This window comes from Nocardioides kongjuensis (assembly GCF_013409625.1).
Taxonomy (GTDB): Bacteria; Actinomycetota; Actinomycetes; order Propionibacteriales; family Nocardioidaceae; genus Nocardioides; species Nocardioides kongjuensis.
In genome coordinates, this window is sequence record NZ_JACCBF010000001.1 from 995,807 (window position 1) to 1,010,223 (window position 14,417).

The following is a 14,417-nucleotide window of genomic DNA, read 5'->3' on the forward strand; positions in this document are numbered from 1 at the left end:
TGTCACGAGTTCGTGAACATGCGAAGCAATGAGGGCGCGACGAGCAGTGCCATGAAGATCACGCCCAGCAGTGAGCCGGGCATCGACATGCGCTCGCCAACGGCGTTGGCCTGGGCGAGTTCGTCGTTGAGCATCGCCGTGCGCATGGCGGCGGATCGAGCGCGCAGGGTGGCGTACACGCCGGCTCCTTCCTCGCCCGAGAGGCGCATGATGTCGGCGAAGTCGTCGAGCTCGGGCAGTCCGAGCTCCTCTGCCAAGGTGTGCAGCGCGTCCCAGGGCGGCAGTCCCGACCAGCGCGACCTGGTGAGCTCCTCGGAAAGCCGCGTGAACACCCACGAGTCGCCGACCTCTGCCGCAGCCTCCATAGCCTGCCGGTGGCCGATGCCGTTGTTCCGCTCCAATGCCACGAGGTCGATGTAGGCGCCGAGCGCGCGGGCGAACTCGGTCCGTGCCTTCTTGGCGTCGTCGAGGGCGTTGTAGTTCGGGATGAAGAACATGACCGCGGCCAGCGCGAGCGATGCGACGGCTGGGAGCTGGAACGGGATGCTCAGCCCGAATGCGTTGAAGAGCGTGACGAGGGCCGGCGGGATGACGAGGCCGAGCCCGGCGAACATGAGCTTCTCGCCGTAGAACTGCGCGACGGAAATCCGCAGCAGGGCGAGTTCGCGTGTCGGCGTACGAACCCAGAGGCCGGGCGGCAAGACGCGCAGGCCCCACAGTCCGAGCCGTTCCTTGCTCGACCGCGCGGCGTCGGTGGCGGTCGAGCGCGGGCGCGACGAGGAGACTCTCTCGAGTGCGTCGGCGAGGTCGGGCTCCGCCGGCAGGAGGCGGGCGACGAGAAGCACGAGCCCGAGGCCGACGAGGCCCCCGGCAAGGATCGCCAGTTGCAGCCCGGCGATCATCGCGGCGCCTCCGCGATGACCCGGGTCGCCAGGAACCGGGGGAGCGGCTTGCCTGCGGCCATCCGGCGCATCCAGACCAGGGTCGCGACGTACGCCGACAGGAGGAGCACGAGGAGCACCTGGCCGACCGGGGTGCGGTACGGCTCGACGTACGTCCCCGACAGTGCGAGTACGACGAGCACGCTGGCGCTGATCAACGTGACCCAGCGGGCTGTGGCTCGCGGCTTGGCCCGGTCTGCCTCGACCTGGCGGCGCGCGCGTACGTCCGCGCCGACCGACTCGGCGAGTCCTTCGAGGACGCTCGCGAGCCCGGCTCCGCGTCGGCGGGCGCCCAGGATCAGGTTGGCCGCGATGAGGTCGCCGGTCGCATCGTCGAGTTCGTCGGCGAACGCGCGGAGCGCCTTCTCGGTGTCCCACCGTGCCCGCAGCCGGGTCACCAGTCGGTGGACCTCGTCGGCGATCGGAGCAGGTGTCGACCGCAGAGTCGCGACCAATGCTTGCTCCAGCCCGATCCCGACGGTGAGGACTCCGGAGAGCGATCGAGTCCATTCCTCCATCGCCTCGAGGCGGGCGATCTGTGTGGCGGCCGGCGGCGCGCTGAGCAGGATGGGCAGCCCGATGACGGCGACCGGCGCGATGACCAACGCCAGAATCCAGCCCGTGATGAGCCATCCGACGAGGCCGAGCGCGCCACCGGCAAGAAGCAGGCCTCGGGTTCGTCGGCTGGGTGTGCGACGCCGCCTGGCTGCCATGGGCTCCCGCGGTGGGATCGCGGTCGGGCGCAGGCCGATGACCACCCCGAGGAGCCCCAAGGCGACGAGTCCACCCGCGAGTGCCGGAAGGATCGTGGTCATGACCGGGCTCCCAGCGGCTGGCTCGCGAGGTACGCCGCCAGGTCGAAGCCGTGCTGCGCGAGCCGTCGGTACTCGTCGGGGAGGACATCGGGGACCGCGACACCGGTCGCGTCGGCGCGGAACACGTGCGTGGTCGCGTAGCCGGGCTCCTTCTCGCCTGGCGCGAGCGCGATGACCTCCGCGACCCGTCTGGTCCGCTTAGCCCCGCCCGGCACGACCTTGGTCTCCAGGCTCAACTGGACGATCAGGTCGACGGTCGCCGCGAGCTTGCTGGTCGCGAGACCCTGCGTGACGTGCGGACCCGCCTCCATCGCGCAGGTCACGAGCTTGCGTACGGCGGCCACGGCGTCGGCCGCGTGGGTGGTGGAGATGGACCCGGTGCCGGACTCCATCGCCTTGATCATCGCCCAGATCTCCTTGCCGCGAACCTCGCCGACGATCTGCCGCGAGAGGTTGAAGCGAAAGGAGTCGACGAGGGCCTCGTCGAGCGTGAACTCACCCGACTGGCGCCCGTCAGGACCGCGTTCACCCGATCCGGGCCGGGCCTCCCAGGGGATGACGACCTTGTGCCGGCCGAGCTCGTGGAGGTGCAGCTCGTACTCGGTCTCGAAGGTGCCGATCGCCTCGAGCTCGTCGATCTCGGCGCAGAGCGCTCGAACCAGCGTGGTCTTCCCAGCTCCCTGCGCCCCGGCGACCACGATGGAGCACCGGGCGCGCACTGCAGCCCTCAGGAACGAGGCGACGACGGGCGTCATCATGTCGCGCTTGACGAGGTCGTCCAGCGTGACCCGCATCAGCCGGTGCCGACGGATCACGACTGACGGTCGGGTGGTCACCCACGCCACGGCCGCCAGCCGCGAGCCGCCGTCCAGCCTCATATGGAGGCTCGGCTGTGCCTCGGAGAACGAGCGCGCATTCACCTCGCTGCGCGAGGCAAGGAAGGCGAGGAAGTCGATCAACTCCTGATCGGAGTCGGCCACCGACGGTCCGGGAACGAGCGTCCCGTCGATCAGCTCGAGCTGCACGTTGTCGTGGCCGACGATGACGATGTTCTCGATCCGGTCGTCATCCACCAATGGCTGGAGGCGGCCGAGGCGGAAGAGGGAGTCGAACACGGCCTGAGCGGTCGCCTGCTGCTTCGAGGGACTCCACGACCCGTGACCGGCGTCGACAGCCTCTGCCATCGCGGACTCGATGAGGTCGAGCACGATCGATCGGCCGATCTCCTGTTGCGCCTCCTTGGCGAGTCGGGCGCGGCCGGACTGCACAGCCTGGCTGAGTTGCTCGGAGGCCTGGGCACGCAGTGTCGAGACGAGCGCCCAGTCGACATCGGAGGTGGAGGGGGGCGGCGACCCGACGGTCGCGTCGAGACCGCTCGGCACCTCGTGGGGGACGCCGTTGGTCGTCTGGCTGAAGAGTGGCAGGCGCGTCAGGTCGCCGTACTCGTTCGCGAATCGGTAGGTCTCGGTCATGGCCGCGCCTCCTCGACGAGCGCGAACCGACCACGGGCGATGTGCGCCTGGACCGACTGGACCGCGGCCTGGAGCGCGCGGATGTAGGGGCCGGTCTCGAAGTGCTTCGGAGGCGCTGCGCCGCGGTGATACACGGCCGCGGCTGCCGGATCGTCGGGCAGGTCGGCGACGACGGGCATGCCGAGAACCTTGGAGACCTCAGTGGCTCGATAAGGCTGGCCCTCGGCGACGAGAAGCAAGCCGGGGTGACGCCATCCGGTGGCGGGCTGCCGGACGGTCTCCGCCCAAGAACGAGCTGCCGAGATCGCCGGCAGGGTGGCCCTGGTGACCAGGAGCGCCGCGTCGGCGGCGTCCAGCATCGGGGTCGGCGAGCCCATGAGTCCGAGCCGGCCGGCGTCGACGATGACGTCCTGGCCGGTGTCATCCAGATCGCGGAGTGCCGCCGCCAACGGCTCCCAGATGTCACGCAGCGCGGTGGCCTGAGCGTGCGATCGGATGCCGGCGACCAGCGAGACGTTCGGGCTCAACGGCCGTACGACCTCCCGCAGCGCGTCCGCCGTGCCGAGGGGTGAGAGGGCGAGCTCGATCAACCCGGCATCGTACGGCGTCGTGCCGCGGAGGAACCCGGCGAGGACGCCAGATCCGCCGGTCGGGTCGGCCTCGACGAGAAGCACGGGCCGTGGCCAACTGAACGCCATGCCGACTGCGGTGGTGGTGACGCCCGGCGAACCGGAGGCCGAGGCCAGGCACACGATCGCCATCACTGGGCTCCCGAGTCGAGGATCAGCGCGACGTTCCCGGTCGCAGCGCGGGCCGCGAGGACGCTCGCCTCGGCGTATGGCACCAGGACGTTCACGACGGTGTTGCCAGTGGTCTCGTCGATCGCCGTGTCGACGACCTCGGCTGCCGTGAACTGTGGCGCGCCCGCCGGGGCATCCCCATTGGCGGCCGGGGTGACGATGATGCGGACCTTGTCGCCGCCGTGCATGGGGAGCGCTGGGACCTGGGCCGGGGTCAGCGAGATGCCGACGATCGAATGGCCCTCCGGCGGCAGCGGTGCATCGGTCGTCGACTCGGTCGTGATCAGTCCGCCGGCAGAGATGTCGAGCGCGGCGCGTTGGCCGACGATCTCGTCGTACGCCGACGCAGGGAGTGGCTCCAGAGCCGGATCGCCACTGATCCGGATGCGCCGGACGTCGTCGGCGGTGATGACCTCGCCTCGATGGATCGTCTTCGTCGCAGCGAGGACCTCCTCGGTGCTGGTCGTCGCGTTCCATGCCCAGGCGCCGAGAAGGCAGCCGAGGGCGGTGATGACGACGGCACCGACCACGAGTCCGGGCCGCCTGCGGAGCTTGGGCAGGGGAGTGATCGGCGGGCCGGCGTCGGGCGCGGTGCGGTGGGGGCCGGGCTTCCGGTCCTCTCGGGCAGTCGTGGTCACTTCGTCCCTCCCCGCGCAGTGCTCGTCAGTTCACGAGCACCTGCGCTTCGCCGATCCGGATCTGGGTCGAGCGATTGAGGCCGTCGAGGCGGATCGTCCCGGTCTGGCCCGCGCCCGACCAGGTGATGACCCAACTCGAGGTCGCGGTGACGGTGTACGCATCGTCCGTCTGCCCCGCGCTCGACTTCTTGTAGGTGTGGCCGCAGTCGGGGGAGTCCTTCCGCCCGAACTCCGGCTTGTACGGCGTGCCCGCCGTGTCGCAGACGACCTCGGTTCCGTCGCCCATGTCCCAAGTGACGTGCAGGACCTTCGCCGTCGCGGTGATCGTGATCCCGCCTGCCGACGCACTCTCGGTGATCGGGCCGAAGGTCTGGCTGCTCGGCGCCTTCGCCCACATCCACACGGGCATGCCGACGAGGCCGATGCTGTTGGGGCCCGGCTCGGGAGCGATGCCGATGTCGATCGCCCTGAGGTGCATGTTCTCGATGGCGATCTGGGCGACCTCTCTCGGCGTCGGCCCCGTGCCGGAGTTCGGCGGCGGATCCTGCGTCCAGATCGTGATGAGCAGTCCGGTCTGCGGCTGGTCGCAGTAGTAGACGGCGCCGTCCCCGGGCTCATGGCCCTGCCAGCTCGGATCACCGGCTGGAGGCTGAGGCTCGACCAGCGAGATGTAGCAGTGGTAGGCGTTCGACCAGTAGGCGCCGTTCTTCGTGCAGGGCACTGGCCCAGGCGGTGGCTTCGTGACGCCTTGGCTCGTGCCGTCCCAGTAGCAGGCAGCGCCGCTGCCGGTGTCCTCTGGCCCGTCGTCGCCCGGCGTCCCCGGGGTGCCGGGATTACCGGGGACGTGGATCCAGATCAGGCATTCGCCTGTCGCCGGGTCGGTCTGACCGCAGACCGTGCCGTCGGCGTACGACGTCCCGGACGCAAGGGCAGTGAGGCTGGCGGTGGCGAGGGCAGTCAGCAGGAGGCGAATCAGGAGGCCGCGCATGGCATCTGCTTGAGGTCCTGGCCAGTCGCCACGCGCCAGCCGCCGGTGGGGTCGGCGGCGTACTCGTAGTTCGCGACGGTGTAACGCGTCCACCCGGTGTCCGGGCGGTCGGGGGAGACGATCGACTTGCCGCTCTTGTCGAGCACGTCGACCTTGGTGACGTCCCAGCAGACATCGATGACGACCGTGGGCACCTTGCCGGCGTCCGGGTCGGAGTTGTCGAGGGTGACCGACTGGACCTTCAGCTCGCTGATGGCCGTGGTGCCGGTCTGGCGCTGGCCCTGATCGCGCTGCCGCTGTACGAGGGTCTGCACCGCGTTGAGCTGCGCGCCGATCGCGACGGTCTCGAGCTCCTTGAGGTCGCTTGAGGGATCGGCCCGGAGCCCATCGAGAACGGAGTAGTAGTCGGTCATCGCAGCCGTCGCATTCGCGGTCGCGGCGTCGTTGGGCGACGTCGGCGACGGGCTGGTCGTCGGCTCCGTGGACCCTGTCTGGGACGACGTGGCTGGCGTCGTCGGCGGAGGATCCCCATCGTTTTCGGCACACGCCGACACCGCGGCCAACAGAAGTGTGCCGGTCGCCAGGAAGGTCAACCCGAGTCGATTCTTCATGGGGGATCTTGCTTCCTCTCGCCCTACGGCGATGAGGCGCGACGACGTCCCACGGGCGGTGCGTGCATCGTCTGAACCTCATCGTAAGCCTGATTCACGGATCCGGACCCGACGTCTTTACCGGGTCGCTTCCAGGGGTCAGGTGCTCGTCTCTGTCCAAGCCCCGTCGTCCCACCTCAGCCCTCAGCCTTCTTCACTCGTTTCCTTCAGTCCCTCTCGCTCACCTCTTCCTCTCACCTGCACCTCACCTCCTGTCGCCCTCGCCCCGTCATGCTTTCCGCCCTTCCTCGGCTACCGCCTCCTTGCCTTCACACGGTGTGCAGATCGAGGGGGTTGTGGAGAAGGACGCGCACCTGAGCGCTGTGGGACGGAAACGGCCGTGACGGTCTCGATGCGCCGGATGTCCGCGGGCAGCGGCTACCAGTACCTGCTGCGCAGCGTTGCGGCCGGCGACGGCAACCGCGTCCTTTCGACGCCGCTGACCCGCTATTACTCCGATGTCGGTACGCCGCCCGGCCGCTGGCTCGGATCCGGTGTCGGCGCATTCGGCGCTGGCCAGCTCCGTACTGGCATGCAGGTGAGCGAGGAGCAGCTCGCGCTGCTGGTCGGCATGGGCCGCGACCCGATCACGGGAGACCAGCTCGGCCGGGCGTTTCCGTCTTACAAGAGGCTCTCGGATCGCATCGACGAACGCGTCGCCGCTCTCGATCAGGAGATGACTCAGGAGGACTGCGCCGCCGAGACGACTCGGATCGAGGCTGAGGAGACTGCGGCCGGGATGCGGCGAGCGGTGGCAGGGTTCGACCTCACGTTCAGCGTCCCGAAGTCGGTCTCCGTGCTCTGGGGTGTCGCCGACGCCGTCACCCAGGAGCGGATCGTCGCCGCCCATCATGCAGCGCTCGCAGACGTGATCGCGCTGTTCGAGCGAGAGGTCGCCGCTACCCGTGCGGGCATCTCCGACGCTGACGGCGCTGTCGCCCAGGTCGACGTGGCGGGTGTCGCGGCCGTCGCCTACGACCACTTTGACTCCCGCGCCGGGGACCCGCAGCTCCACACGCACGTCGTCGTGGCCAACAAGGTCCTCACCGTCATGGACGGCCGCTGGCGCAGTCTCGACGGTCGCCCGGTCTTCGCCTCGCGCACCGGCTTGTCTGCGCACTACGACGCACTTCTGGCGGACCGGCTGTCGCGCGACCTCGGCATCGAGTGGGAGCTGCGGCAGCGCGGACCCGACCGGAATCCCCGATGGGAGATCGCGGGCGTCACTGACGACCTGATCACAGAGTTCTCCAGCCGCACCCGCGAGATCGAGCTCAAGAAGGACGAGCTCATCGCGGAGTACGTCGCTCGCCACGGGCGGATGCCATCGGCGAGGACGATCGTCGAGCTCCGGGCCCAAGCCACGCTCGCCACGCGCCCGCCGAAGGAGGTCCGGTCTCTCGCCGACCTCACCGCGGGTTGGCGGCAACGGGCCGCCAAGCGGTTGGGCGCCGAGCCGACGGGGTGGTCGCAGTCGGTGATCGGCCGAGAGGGCTACTTCCTAACTGTGGAGGACGTGCCGCTGGCTGCCATCGAGGCGATCGGCGCCGAGGTGGTCGCGGCCGTCTCTGTGAAGCGGGCTGTGTGGACGCACTGGAACCTGATGGCCGAGGCGGCGAAGCAGACGATGGATCTGAGGTTCGCGACGACCGAGGACCGCGAGGCCGTCGTCGGCCTCATCGTGGACGCGGCCGAGGCGCACTCCGTTGTCCTGACGCCGCCAGAGCTCGCCCTCAGCCCGGCCCGCTTTCAGCGCGAGGACGGCACGAGCCGATTCCGCCCGCGGCATGGCGAGAAGTACTCCTCCATCGCAGTGCTCGAGGCCGAGGGACGGCTGTTGGCGCGCGCCGAGAAGGTGACCGCGCCAACGGTGTCCCTCGGCGTCGCTGGGCGTGCGGGCGGCCGTGGCACGATCTCGCTGACCGATCAGCAGCGGCGCGCGGTAGAGATCATCTGTCGCTCAGGGCGCCAAGTCGACCTCCTGGTCGGACCGGCGGGGGCTGGCAAGACCACGACCATGAGAGCGCTCCGCGCGGCCTGGATCGGTGAACACGGGCGGGGGAGTGTCGTCGGGCTGGCGCCATCCGCCGCGGCCGCCCAGGCGCTGGCCGACGACCTCGGTGTCGCCTGCGAGAACACGTCGAAGTGGCTGTACGAGTACGACCGCGGCCGCACCGAGCTGCGGCGCGGTCAACTGGTGATCGTCGACGAGGCGACTCTCGCCAGCACGGCGACACTCGATCGGCTCACGGGGATCGTGGTCGGCGCGGGCGCCAAGGTCCTGCTGGTCGGTGACCCCCACCAACTCCAGTCCGTCGATGCCGGCGGAGCCTTCGCGCTCCTCGTCGACCGGCGTGCGGACGCGCCCGCGCTGAACGAGATCCACCGGTTCGCCAACGAGTGGGAGAAGGAGGCCTCCCTCGCGCTGAGCCGTGGCGACGTCCAGGTCATCTCGACGTACGCCCGCCACAAGCGGATCTGCGAGGGCCTCACTGATGAGATGGTCGACGCCGCTTACGTCGGCTGGCGGGCCGATTGTGCCGCCGGACGCGCCAGCATCCTCGTGACGGAGTCTGCGCGGGACGTCCGCGCGCTCAACGAACGCGCCCGGGCCGAGCGCCTGCTCCTGGATGGTGCGGTCGACCACCGCGAGGTCGGCCTGGTCGACGGCTGCCGAGCTTCGGTGGGCGACATTGTCATCACGCGCCAGAACGACCGCCGGATTCGGACCATGCGCGGCGGGTGGGTGAAGAACGGCGACCGCTGGCTTGTCACCGACATTCGGCGTGACGGCTCTGTCCTGGTCAAGCGCCTCGACACTCGCGGTGGACGATCGGTCCTGCCGCCGGAGTACGTCGCCGAGCACGTCGACCTCGGCTACGCGGTCACCGCGCATCGCGCTCAGGGCGTCACCGTCGACACAGCGCACGTCGTCGTCACTGCATCCACGACCCGAGAGAACCTCTACGTCTCGATGACCCGCGGTCGCGAGTCCAACATCGCCTACGTCGCCCTCGACCGGCCCGACGACAGCCACTCCACGCCGGAGGCGGATGACGTGACGGCCAGGACCGTTCTGTACGGCGTCCTCCAGCACAGCGGCGCCGACCTATCGGCCACACAGACGATCGAGGCCGAGTACGAGCTCCACGGCGGCATCGACCGCCTGGCCGCCGAACTCGAGACGATCGCCGCCGAAGCTCAGCACGACCGCTTCGTCGACCTGCTCAGACATTCCGGTCTGACCGCCGAGCAGCACGCCGCGGTCGTCGAGTCGACAGCCTTCGGCCCGCTCGAAGCCGCACTACGACGCGCCGAGGCCTACCACCACGACCTCGAACGTCTTCTGCCTCGAGTCGTCGGGCGGCACGGACTCGACGACGCCGACGACATCGCGGCGGTGCTCCGATACCGAACCGAGAAGCTTGCATCGGCTCCGCCGCGCGACTGCCGGCTCCGTCCACGACTGATCGCCGGCCTGATCCCTGAGCCGCTCGGCCACATGTCAGCCGAGGACCGCCAGGCGATCGACCAGCGGAAGGAACTGATCGAGTCGCGCGCTCGTGCCCTTGCCGAGGACGCAGTTGCCAGCCGGCAGGCTTGGATTCGGCGTCTTGAACCAAGGCATGCTGGTGTCCGAGTTGACGAGGCCTGGCTCGACGCGGCGGCGACGGTCGCTGCATATCGCGATCGGTACAAGATCACCTCCGACCTTCCAGTTGGCGGCGAAGCGAGGAACGAAGCCCAGCGGACGGATCGTCATCGTGCTCTTGCTGTCATCCGAGCGACGAGGTCGGCGGTGCCCGCGTCCGAGGAGATGGCCACGTCGGCGATAGAGATCCGCACCATTTCGGCTCCATAGACGTCTGCGTGGCTCAACACTCCACAGGAACGAGCTGGCGCCACGCGCCGAGACACCGAGTCGGCGTAGGGAGGAAGTCTCAACTCCCGGAGGGACCCATGTTGATCTTCCTAACGCTTCCAGTCATCGCCTCCGTCGTGGCGGTCCGCAGTTATCTCCAGGTCTACGCGCCCACGAATCTCCTCGTTCGCCGCGTGCGCGCTCAGGAGCCGCGCTGGCGAACAGTTGCCGTTCTCTTCGTCATCTCTGCCGCTCTGCTCGTCGCCATGCACTCCGTGGAGGAGACGGTCGACAGCGGAGGCTCGAGCTTGCTGAACCTTGTCGTGCTCGTGCTCGCCTGGGACGCGATCAAGATCGCGTCCCAGGGGATCTTGGAGACGGCTCGCTGCGTCTGGCGGTCGGTCACTAACCATCGGATCGTCCGAACGGATGTTCGACGGCGCGCCGTCGCAGGGGACGACTCGTCGGCCCTTAGGCTGTGCGCATGACTTCGCCGGCGTTCCGATTCATCGACCTGTTCGCTGGCATCGGAGGCTTTCACGCCGCGCTGTCATCACTCGGCGGCAAGTGCGTCTATGCGGTCGAAGTCGACAGGCACGCCGCGGAGGTCTACCGCCGAAACTGGGGGATCGATCCTCTCGGGGACATCACCAAGGACGCCAACGAGGACGTCATGAACGTCCCGGCACACGAGGTGCTGGCCGCCGGCTTTCCGTGCCAGCCGTTCTCGAAGTCTGGTGCTCAGCGGGGCATGGACGAGACGCGCGGGACGCTTTACTGGAACATCCTTCGCATCATCCAGGAGCGCCGCCCCAAGGTCGTGCTTCTTGAGAACGTCCGTAACCTCGCTGGGCCTCGCCACATGCACGAGTGGCAGGTCATCATCGAGACCCTCCGTGACGAGGGTTACCGGGTCTCCGAGATCCCGGCTGTGTTCTCGCCCCACCTGCTTCCGCCGGAGCGAGGTGGTCGACCGCAGGTTCGGGAGCGCGTGTTCATCACCGCTACCTACGACCCGGACGGCCTGACCGATGGTCTCGACGTTGAGCCCCCGATCGTCACCGGCCAGCCGATCGACGGTTGGGAGCCGAGCACCTGGCATCTTGAGGAGCTGCTTGATGACGCCCACAGCGTCCCTGGCTGCAACCTCACCGAGTCGGAGCGCCACTGGATCGATGCGTGGGACGAATGGGTCCAAGCCTGGTTCGAGAAGACGGATGGGCGTCGCCCGCCGGGCATGCCTATCTGGGCAGACGCGTGGACTGACGTGTGGGGACCGCGTTCTGCTGCGCGTCGAGCGTTCGGGCCTGAACCGCATTATCGCGACCTCATGGAGGCGGACCCGTTGCTGCCGCAATGGAAGGCTGGACACCTCGCGAAGAACTACGCGCTGTTCATCGAGCACGAGGACTGGATCAAGCCGTGGACGAAGAAGTGGGGCATCTACACGGACAAGTTCCCCGCGTCCCGTCGCAAGCTGGAATGGCAGGCTCAGGACACCCCGCGACTGTGGGACACGGTGATGCAGCTGCGCCCCTCCGGCATCCGGGCGAAGCGACCGACGTACCTGCCGGCGCTCGTCGCGATCACCCAGACGTCGATCATCGGGCCGCGTGAGCGGCGGCTGTCGCCGCGGGAGACCGCTCGCATGCAGGGGCTCCCGGAGTGGTTCGACTTTGCAGGTCAGCCTGCGGCCGCGACGTATAAGCAGATGGGCAACGGCGTCAACGTCGGTGCTGTCTGGCACGTGCTCCGCGAGCACGTACTGCGCGACGAGGACCTCCTGAAGCGCAGCGCCTCCGGCCGCCGCATCCTCGATGCCGTGCTCTCCGCGCCGCTGTCGCCTGATGAGGTCCTCGCCGCGAAACACTGACTCATAGCGGCGGGTTGTTCTCTGTCCAGCACCAGCCGTTCCTCGAGGTCACGGCGACGGAAACGACCTCCCGCCGGTTCGCTGAATGAGGCCAACCCGGCGGCTGCCTCCCGGCCTGCCAGAGCGCAGAGAAGGGCTTGTAGCGGGTCGGGATCACGGCTGGCTTCCACCCGTATAACTCAGTGATGGCATCGAGGAGCGCCTGAACCGGGGCGTGTGCGAATGGCGCGGCCAGTCCGCCCACACTGCCCCTGGGCATCGACCACTGGTGCGTCCGGGACCAGCCGGACAGCACCCCGGACTTGCGCCGGAGGTATGACTCCGCCTGCCGGACGTGCTCGACCGCCGTGGCCGCGTCACCGCTCGCAATGGGCGCTAGCGAGGATCCCTGCATCTTGGTGATGGCCCAGTCGAGGCAGTTGGAGCGAAAGTTGCTCAGGCTGAAAGCACCGCCGTCCGGCATCCATGCGAGACCAGACGCGATCGCGTCGCCTGTCGAGGTGCCGAGGTCGTTGCCAACCAGCCATGCGACCCACTGGAACGTCCCGTAGGGATACTTGTCTGTGTAGCGGTCCAGTCGGTGACGGCCCACGAGTAGGTTCGCGTTCACGGACTCGGCAAACGCCGTGACGAGCTCCGCCTCGGCCGCGGTGTTGCTGACGACGTGCTGGCTGATCGACCGACTCCCTGGCACGCACATGTCGAGGTCGACCCACGTCGTCTCCCTGAGGTTGAGCGGCGTTGGCACCCGAGAGTCGATCCAACTGTGCGCGGTGTCGCTAAAGCCGATGATCGGCCAGTCGAACTCGTGATGGAGGAGCGCTCCAGTGAGCAGGCCATCGATGTCGGTGTTGACGACCTGATGCTTGATCTCGCTCCGCCATGCCCACCGTGCGAGCGCTGCTGTTCGCAAGGCTTCGCCCGCCAGGTCCGCTCCCATGGCCGAATTCAATCTCTAGTGCCGTGCCCTGTCAGCGATATGGCGACACCACCGTCATCGGCACGCAGAATGCCGGTCTTGTTCAAACGCAGCTACCGAAGCCACATGCGCCGATCCACGTCACGAGCGTGCTCGCCGCTGGTACTAATGACGCCATGGGATCCGAGATCGTCGACCAAATCGGGCCGGATGGCACGCTGATCCAGGACGTCGACACGACGCTGTCACCCAGTCGGAAGCGCGAGCTGCTCTTCGATGCTCTCCCCGGAGCCCAGATCGAGCCCTACGCCGGAAGGTCGGTCGTGCGCTTCCGAGACCAGGTAATCCTGACGAAGCAGATCACACACCTCGGCCGCCCTTGGGATGCCTTCAAGAAGCGAATCCAGATCCCGCGCTACTGGCTCGACATCGAGCAGCGGGGGCGTGCCGACGGCCTGACGGTCCGCTTCATCGGCGTCTACCACTACGGCGGCACGACGATCTTCGTCGACTTCGACCCTTCGACCTACATCAAGCGAAAGGCCAACAACTCGGCCGCACATGTCGCGACGAACGACCTGTTCCAGGCGCAGACCCTCGGACAGTTCTCGCGCGAGGACAAGAACGGAAATCGGCTGACCAGCGTGCGGTCCGACCAGTTCGCGACCTACCTGACTCGCGGCTATGAGGAGAAGAACCCACACATCGAGGTCTTCGACCGCTTCAGCGAGTCGTTCCTCGATGGTGCGCGGATTGACGGTCTGACTGCCGTGCAGGAGATGCACGCTGCCAAGTGGCCCGACAGGTTCCAGAACGAGTGGGCGGGCTTCTACGTGGAGTTCCGTCTAAGCCGGTTCCTCGAGCACAACGGCCTCCACGACCTCGTCGTGGTCCAGAAGGAGAAGCGAAAGGGTGAGTTCGATTACGACCTTCGCTTTCTCAACCACGGCGTACTTGAGCACTATGGCGACCTCAAGGCGTCCAACATCGCGGTCAATGACTCACCTGGCAACGACGCTGCTGACTTCTTCCGCTGCCTCTCGGAGACTGGTCGATTCTGGTACGTCATCTACGAGCATGAGACGTGGCACGGACGAGACAACGACAACGTGGCGACCATCGCGTGGAACGACTGGCGCAGATCGGTCGGGCACGTGGGACGCAGCACGATCTATGACCCGCTCTCCTACGCAGGGAGGTTCAAGGAGGCGGTGCGGTTCGTTCGGGTGAAGATACTCGAGGTGAATCAAGCGAACGTCGCCGTGGTCCTGGGGGACTTCCAGAAGGACTTCAAGCAGCCGGACGGCAAGCCCCGCAAGGGCAAGGTCATGATCAGGAAGAAGGACATCGACAACTTCCTGATCTATACCAAGTCGATTGAGGTGCCTGCGAGCGACTAGGGCCAACGTCTCGCGAGCCGAGTGCCCGACCCGCTGGGCGCGCGCTGTCGCGATTGGAT

Annotated in this window: 12 protein-coding genes; 4 read left to right on the plus strand and 8 right to left on the minus strand. The window is 67.8% G+C overall.

Translation table 11 applies throughout. From position 1 onward, the window contains the following. Positions 1 to 2: 2 nt before the first annotated feature. Genes BJ958_RS04725 through BJ958_RS04755 form a run of 7 tightly spaced genes read right to left on the minus strand, consistent with a single transcriptional unit; the run spans position 3 to position 6,247 of the window. Complete coding sequence (locus tag BJ958_RS04725) at positions 3 to 902, minus strand: type II secretion system F family protein (RefSeq protein WP_179725776.1); 900 nt, start codon at positions 900 to 902, stop codon at positions 3 to 5. Continuing rightward, entirely contained in the window at positions 899 to 1,756 is an 858-nt protein-coding gene (locus BJ958_RS04730) for a type II secretion system F family protein (protein WP_179725777.1), read from the minus strand. The genes BJ958_RS04725 and BJ958_RS04730 overlap by 4 nt, the downstream gene beginning before the upstream one ends. Beyond that, on the minus strand, positions 1,753 to 3,228 hold the full coding sequence (locus BJ958_RS04735) for a TadA family conjugal transfer-associated ATPase (RefSeq protein ID WP_179725778.1): 1,476 nt from the start codon (positions 3,226 to 3,228) through the stop codon (positions 1,753 to 1,755). The genes BJ958_RS04730 and BJ958_RS04735 overlap by 4 nt, the downstream gene beginning before the upstream one ends. Then, positions 3,225 to 3,989: a CpaE/TadZ family protein gene (locus tag BJ958_RS04740; RefSeq protein ID WP_179725779.1), complete on the minus strand. Its 765-nt coding sequence runs from the start codon at positions 3,987 to 3,989 to the stop codon at positions 3,225 to 3,227. The genes BJ958_RS04735 and BJ958_RS04740 overlap by 4 nt, the downstream gene beginning before the upstream one ends. Continuing rightward, positions 3,989 to 4,666, minus strand: coding sequence for an SAF domain-containing protein (locus BJ958_RS04745; RefSeq protein WP_343052567.1), 678 nt, complete (start codon positions 4,664 to 4,666; stop codon positions 3,989 to 3,991). The genes BJ958_RS04740 and BJ958_RS04745 overlap by 1 nt, the downstream gene beginning before the upstream one ends. A gap of 25 nt (positions 4,667 to 4,691) precedes the next feature. Further along, positions 4,692 to 5,654 carry a hypothetical protein gene (locus tag BJ958_RS04750; protein ID WP_179725780.1) on the minus strand — a complete coding sequence of 321 codons (963 nt, stop codon included), beginning with the start codon at positions 5,652 to 5,654 and terminating at the stop codon, positions 4,692 to 4,694. Next, positions 5,639 to 6,247 (minus strand): hypothetical protein, encoded by a 609-nt coding sequence (locus tag BJ958_RS04755; protein ID WP_246319007.1) that lies wholly within the window; start codon positions 6,245 to 6,247, stop codon positions 5,639 to 5,641. Before BJ958_RS04755 ends, BJ958_RS04750 begins: the two co-directional genes overlap by 16 nt. A gap of 397 nt (positions 6,248 to 6,644) precedes the next feature. On the opposite strand from BJ958_RS04755, the gene mobF reads away from it, so the two are divergent. From mobF to BJ958_RS04770, 3 genes are all read left to right on the plus strand, one after another. After that, a complete protein-coding gene (gene mobF / locus BJ958_RS04760) occupies positions 6,645 to 10,166 on the plus strand; it encodes a MobF family relaxase (RefSeq protein ID WP_343052568.1) in 3,522 nt (1,173 codons plus the stop codon). A gap of 98 nt (positions 10,167 to 10,264) precedes the next feature. Further along, positions 10,265 to 10,654, plus strand: coding sequence for a hypothetical protein (locus BJ958_RS04765; protein ID WP_179725782.1), 390 nt, complete (start codon positions 10,265 to 10,267; stop codon positions 10,652 to 10,654). After that, positions 10,651 to 12,039, plus strand: a complete 1,389-nt coding sequence (locus tag BJ958_RS04770) for a DNA cytosine methyltransferase (protein ID WP_179725783.1) — start codon at positions 10,651 to 10,653, stop codon at positions 12,037 to 12,039. Before BJ958_RS04765 ends, BJ958_RS04770 begins: the two co-directional genes overlap by 4 nt. A 1-nt stretch (position 12,040) precedes the next feature. Here BJ958_RS04770 and BJ958_RS04775 read toward each other — a convergent pair whose 3' ends face one another. Continuing rightward, a complete protein-coding gene (locus BJ958_RS04775) occupies positions 12,041 to 12,979 on the minus strand; it encodes a hypothetical protein (protein ID WP_179725784.1) in 939 nt (312 codons plus the stop codon). 23 nt (positions 12,980 to 13,002) lie between these two features. On the opposite strand from BJ958_RS04775, the gene BJ958_RS04780 reads away from it, so the two are divergent. Beyond that, positions 13,003 to 14,358, plus strand: coding sequence for a hypothetical protein (locus BJ958_RS04780; RefSeq protein ID WP_218865607.1), 1,356 nt, complete (start codon positions 13,003 to 13,005; stop codon positions 14,356 to 14,358). Positions 14,359 to 14,417: the final 59 nt, after the last annotated feature.

Coding starts and splice junctions, on each gene's coding strand:
- BJ958_RS04725 (WP_179725776.1), bottom strand. CDS start 902: ATGATCGCCGGGCTGCAACTGGCGATCCTTGCCGGGGGCCTCGTCGGC.
- BJ958_RS04730 (WP_179725777.1), bottom strand. CDS start 1,756: ATGACCACGATCCTTCCGGCACTCGCGGGTGGACTCGTCGCCTTGGGG.
- BJ958_RS04735 (WP_179725778.1), bottom strand. CDS start 3,228: ATGACCGAGACCTACCGATTCGCGAACGAGTACGGCGACCTGACGCGC.
- BJ958_RS04740 (WP_179725779.1), bottom strand. CDS start 3,989: ATGGCGATCGTGTGCCTGGCCTCGGCCTCCGGTTCGCCGGGCGTCACC.
- BJ958_RS04750 (WP_179725780.1), bottom strand. CDS start 5,654: ATGCGCGGCCTCCTGATTCGCCTCCTGCTGACTGCCCTCGCCACCGCC.
- BJ958_RS04765 (WP_179725782.1), top strand. CDS start 10,265: ATGTTGATCTTCCTAACGCTTCCAGTCATCGCCTCCGTCGTGGCGGTC.
- BJ958_RS04770 (WP_179725783.1), top strand. CDS start 10,651: ATGACTTCGCCGGCGTTCCGATTCATCGACCTGTTCGCTGGCATCGGA.
- BJ958_RS04775 (WP_179725784.1), bottom strand. CDS start 12,979: ATGGGAGCGGACCTGGCGGGCGAAGCCTTGCGAACAGCAGCGCTCGCA.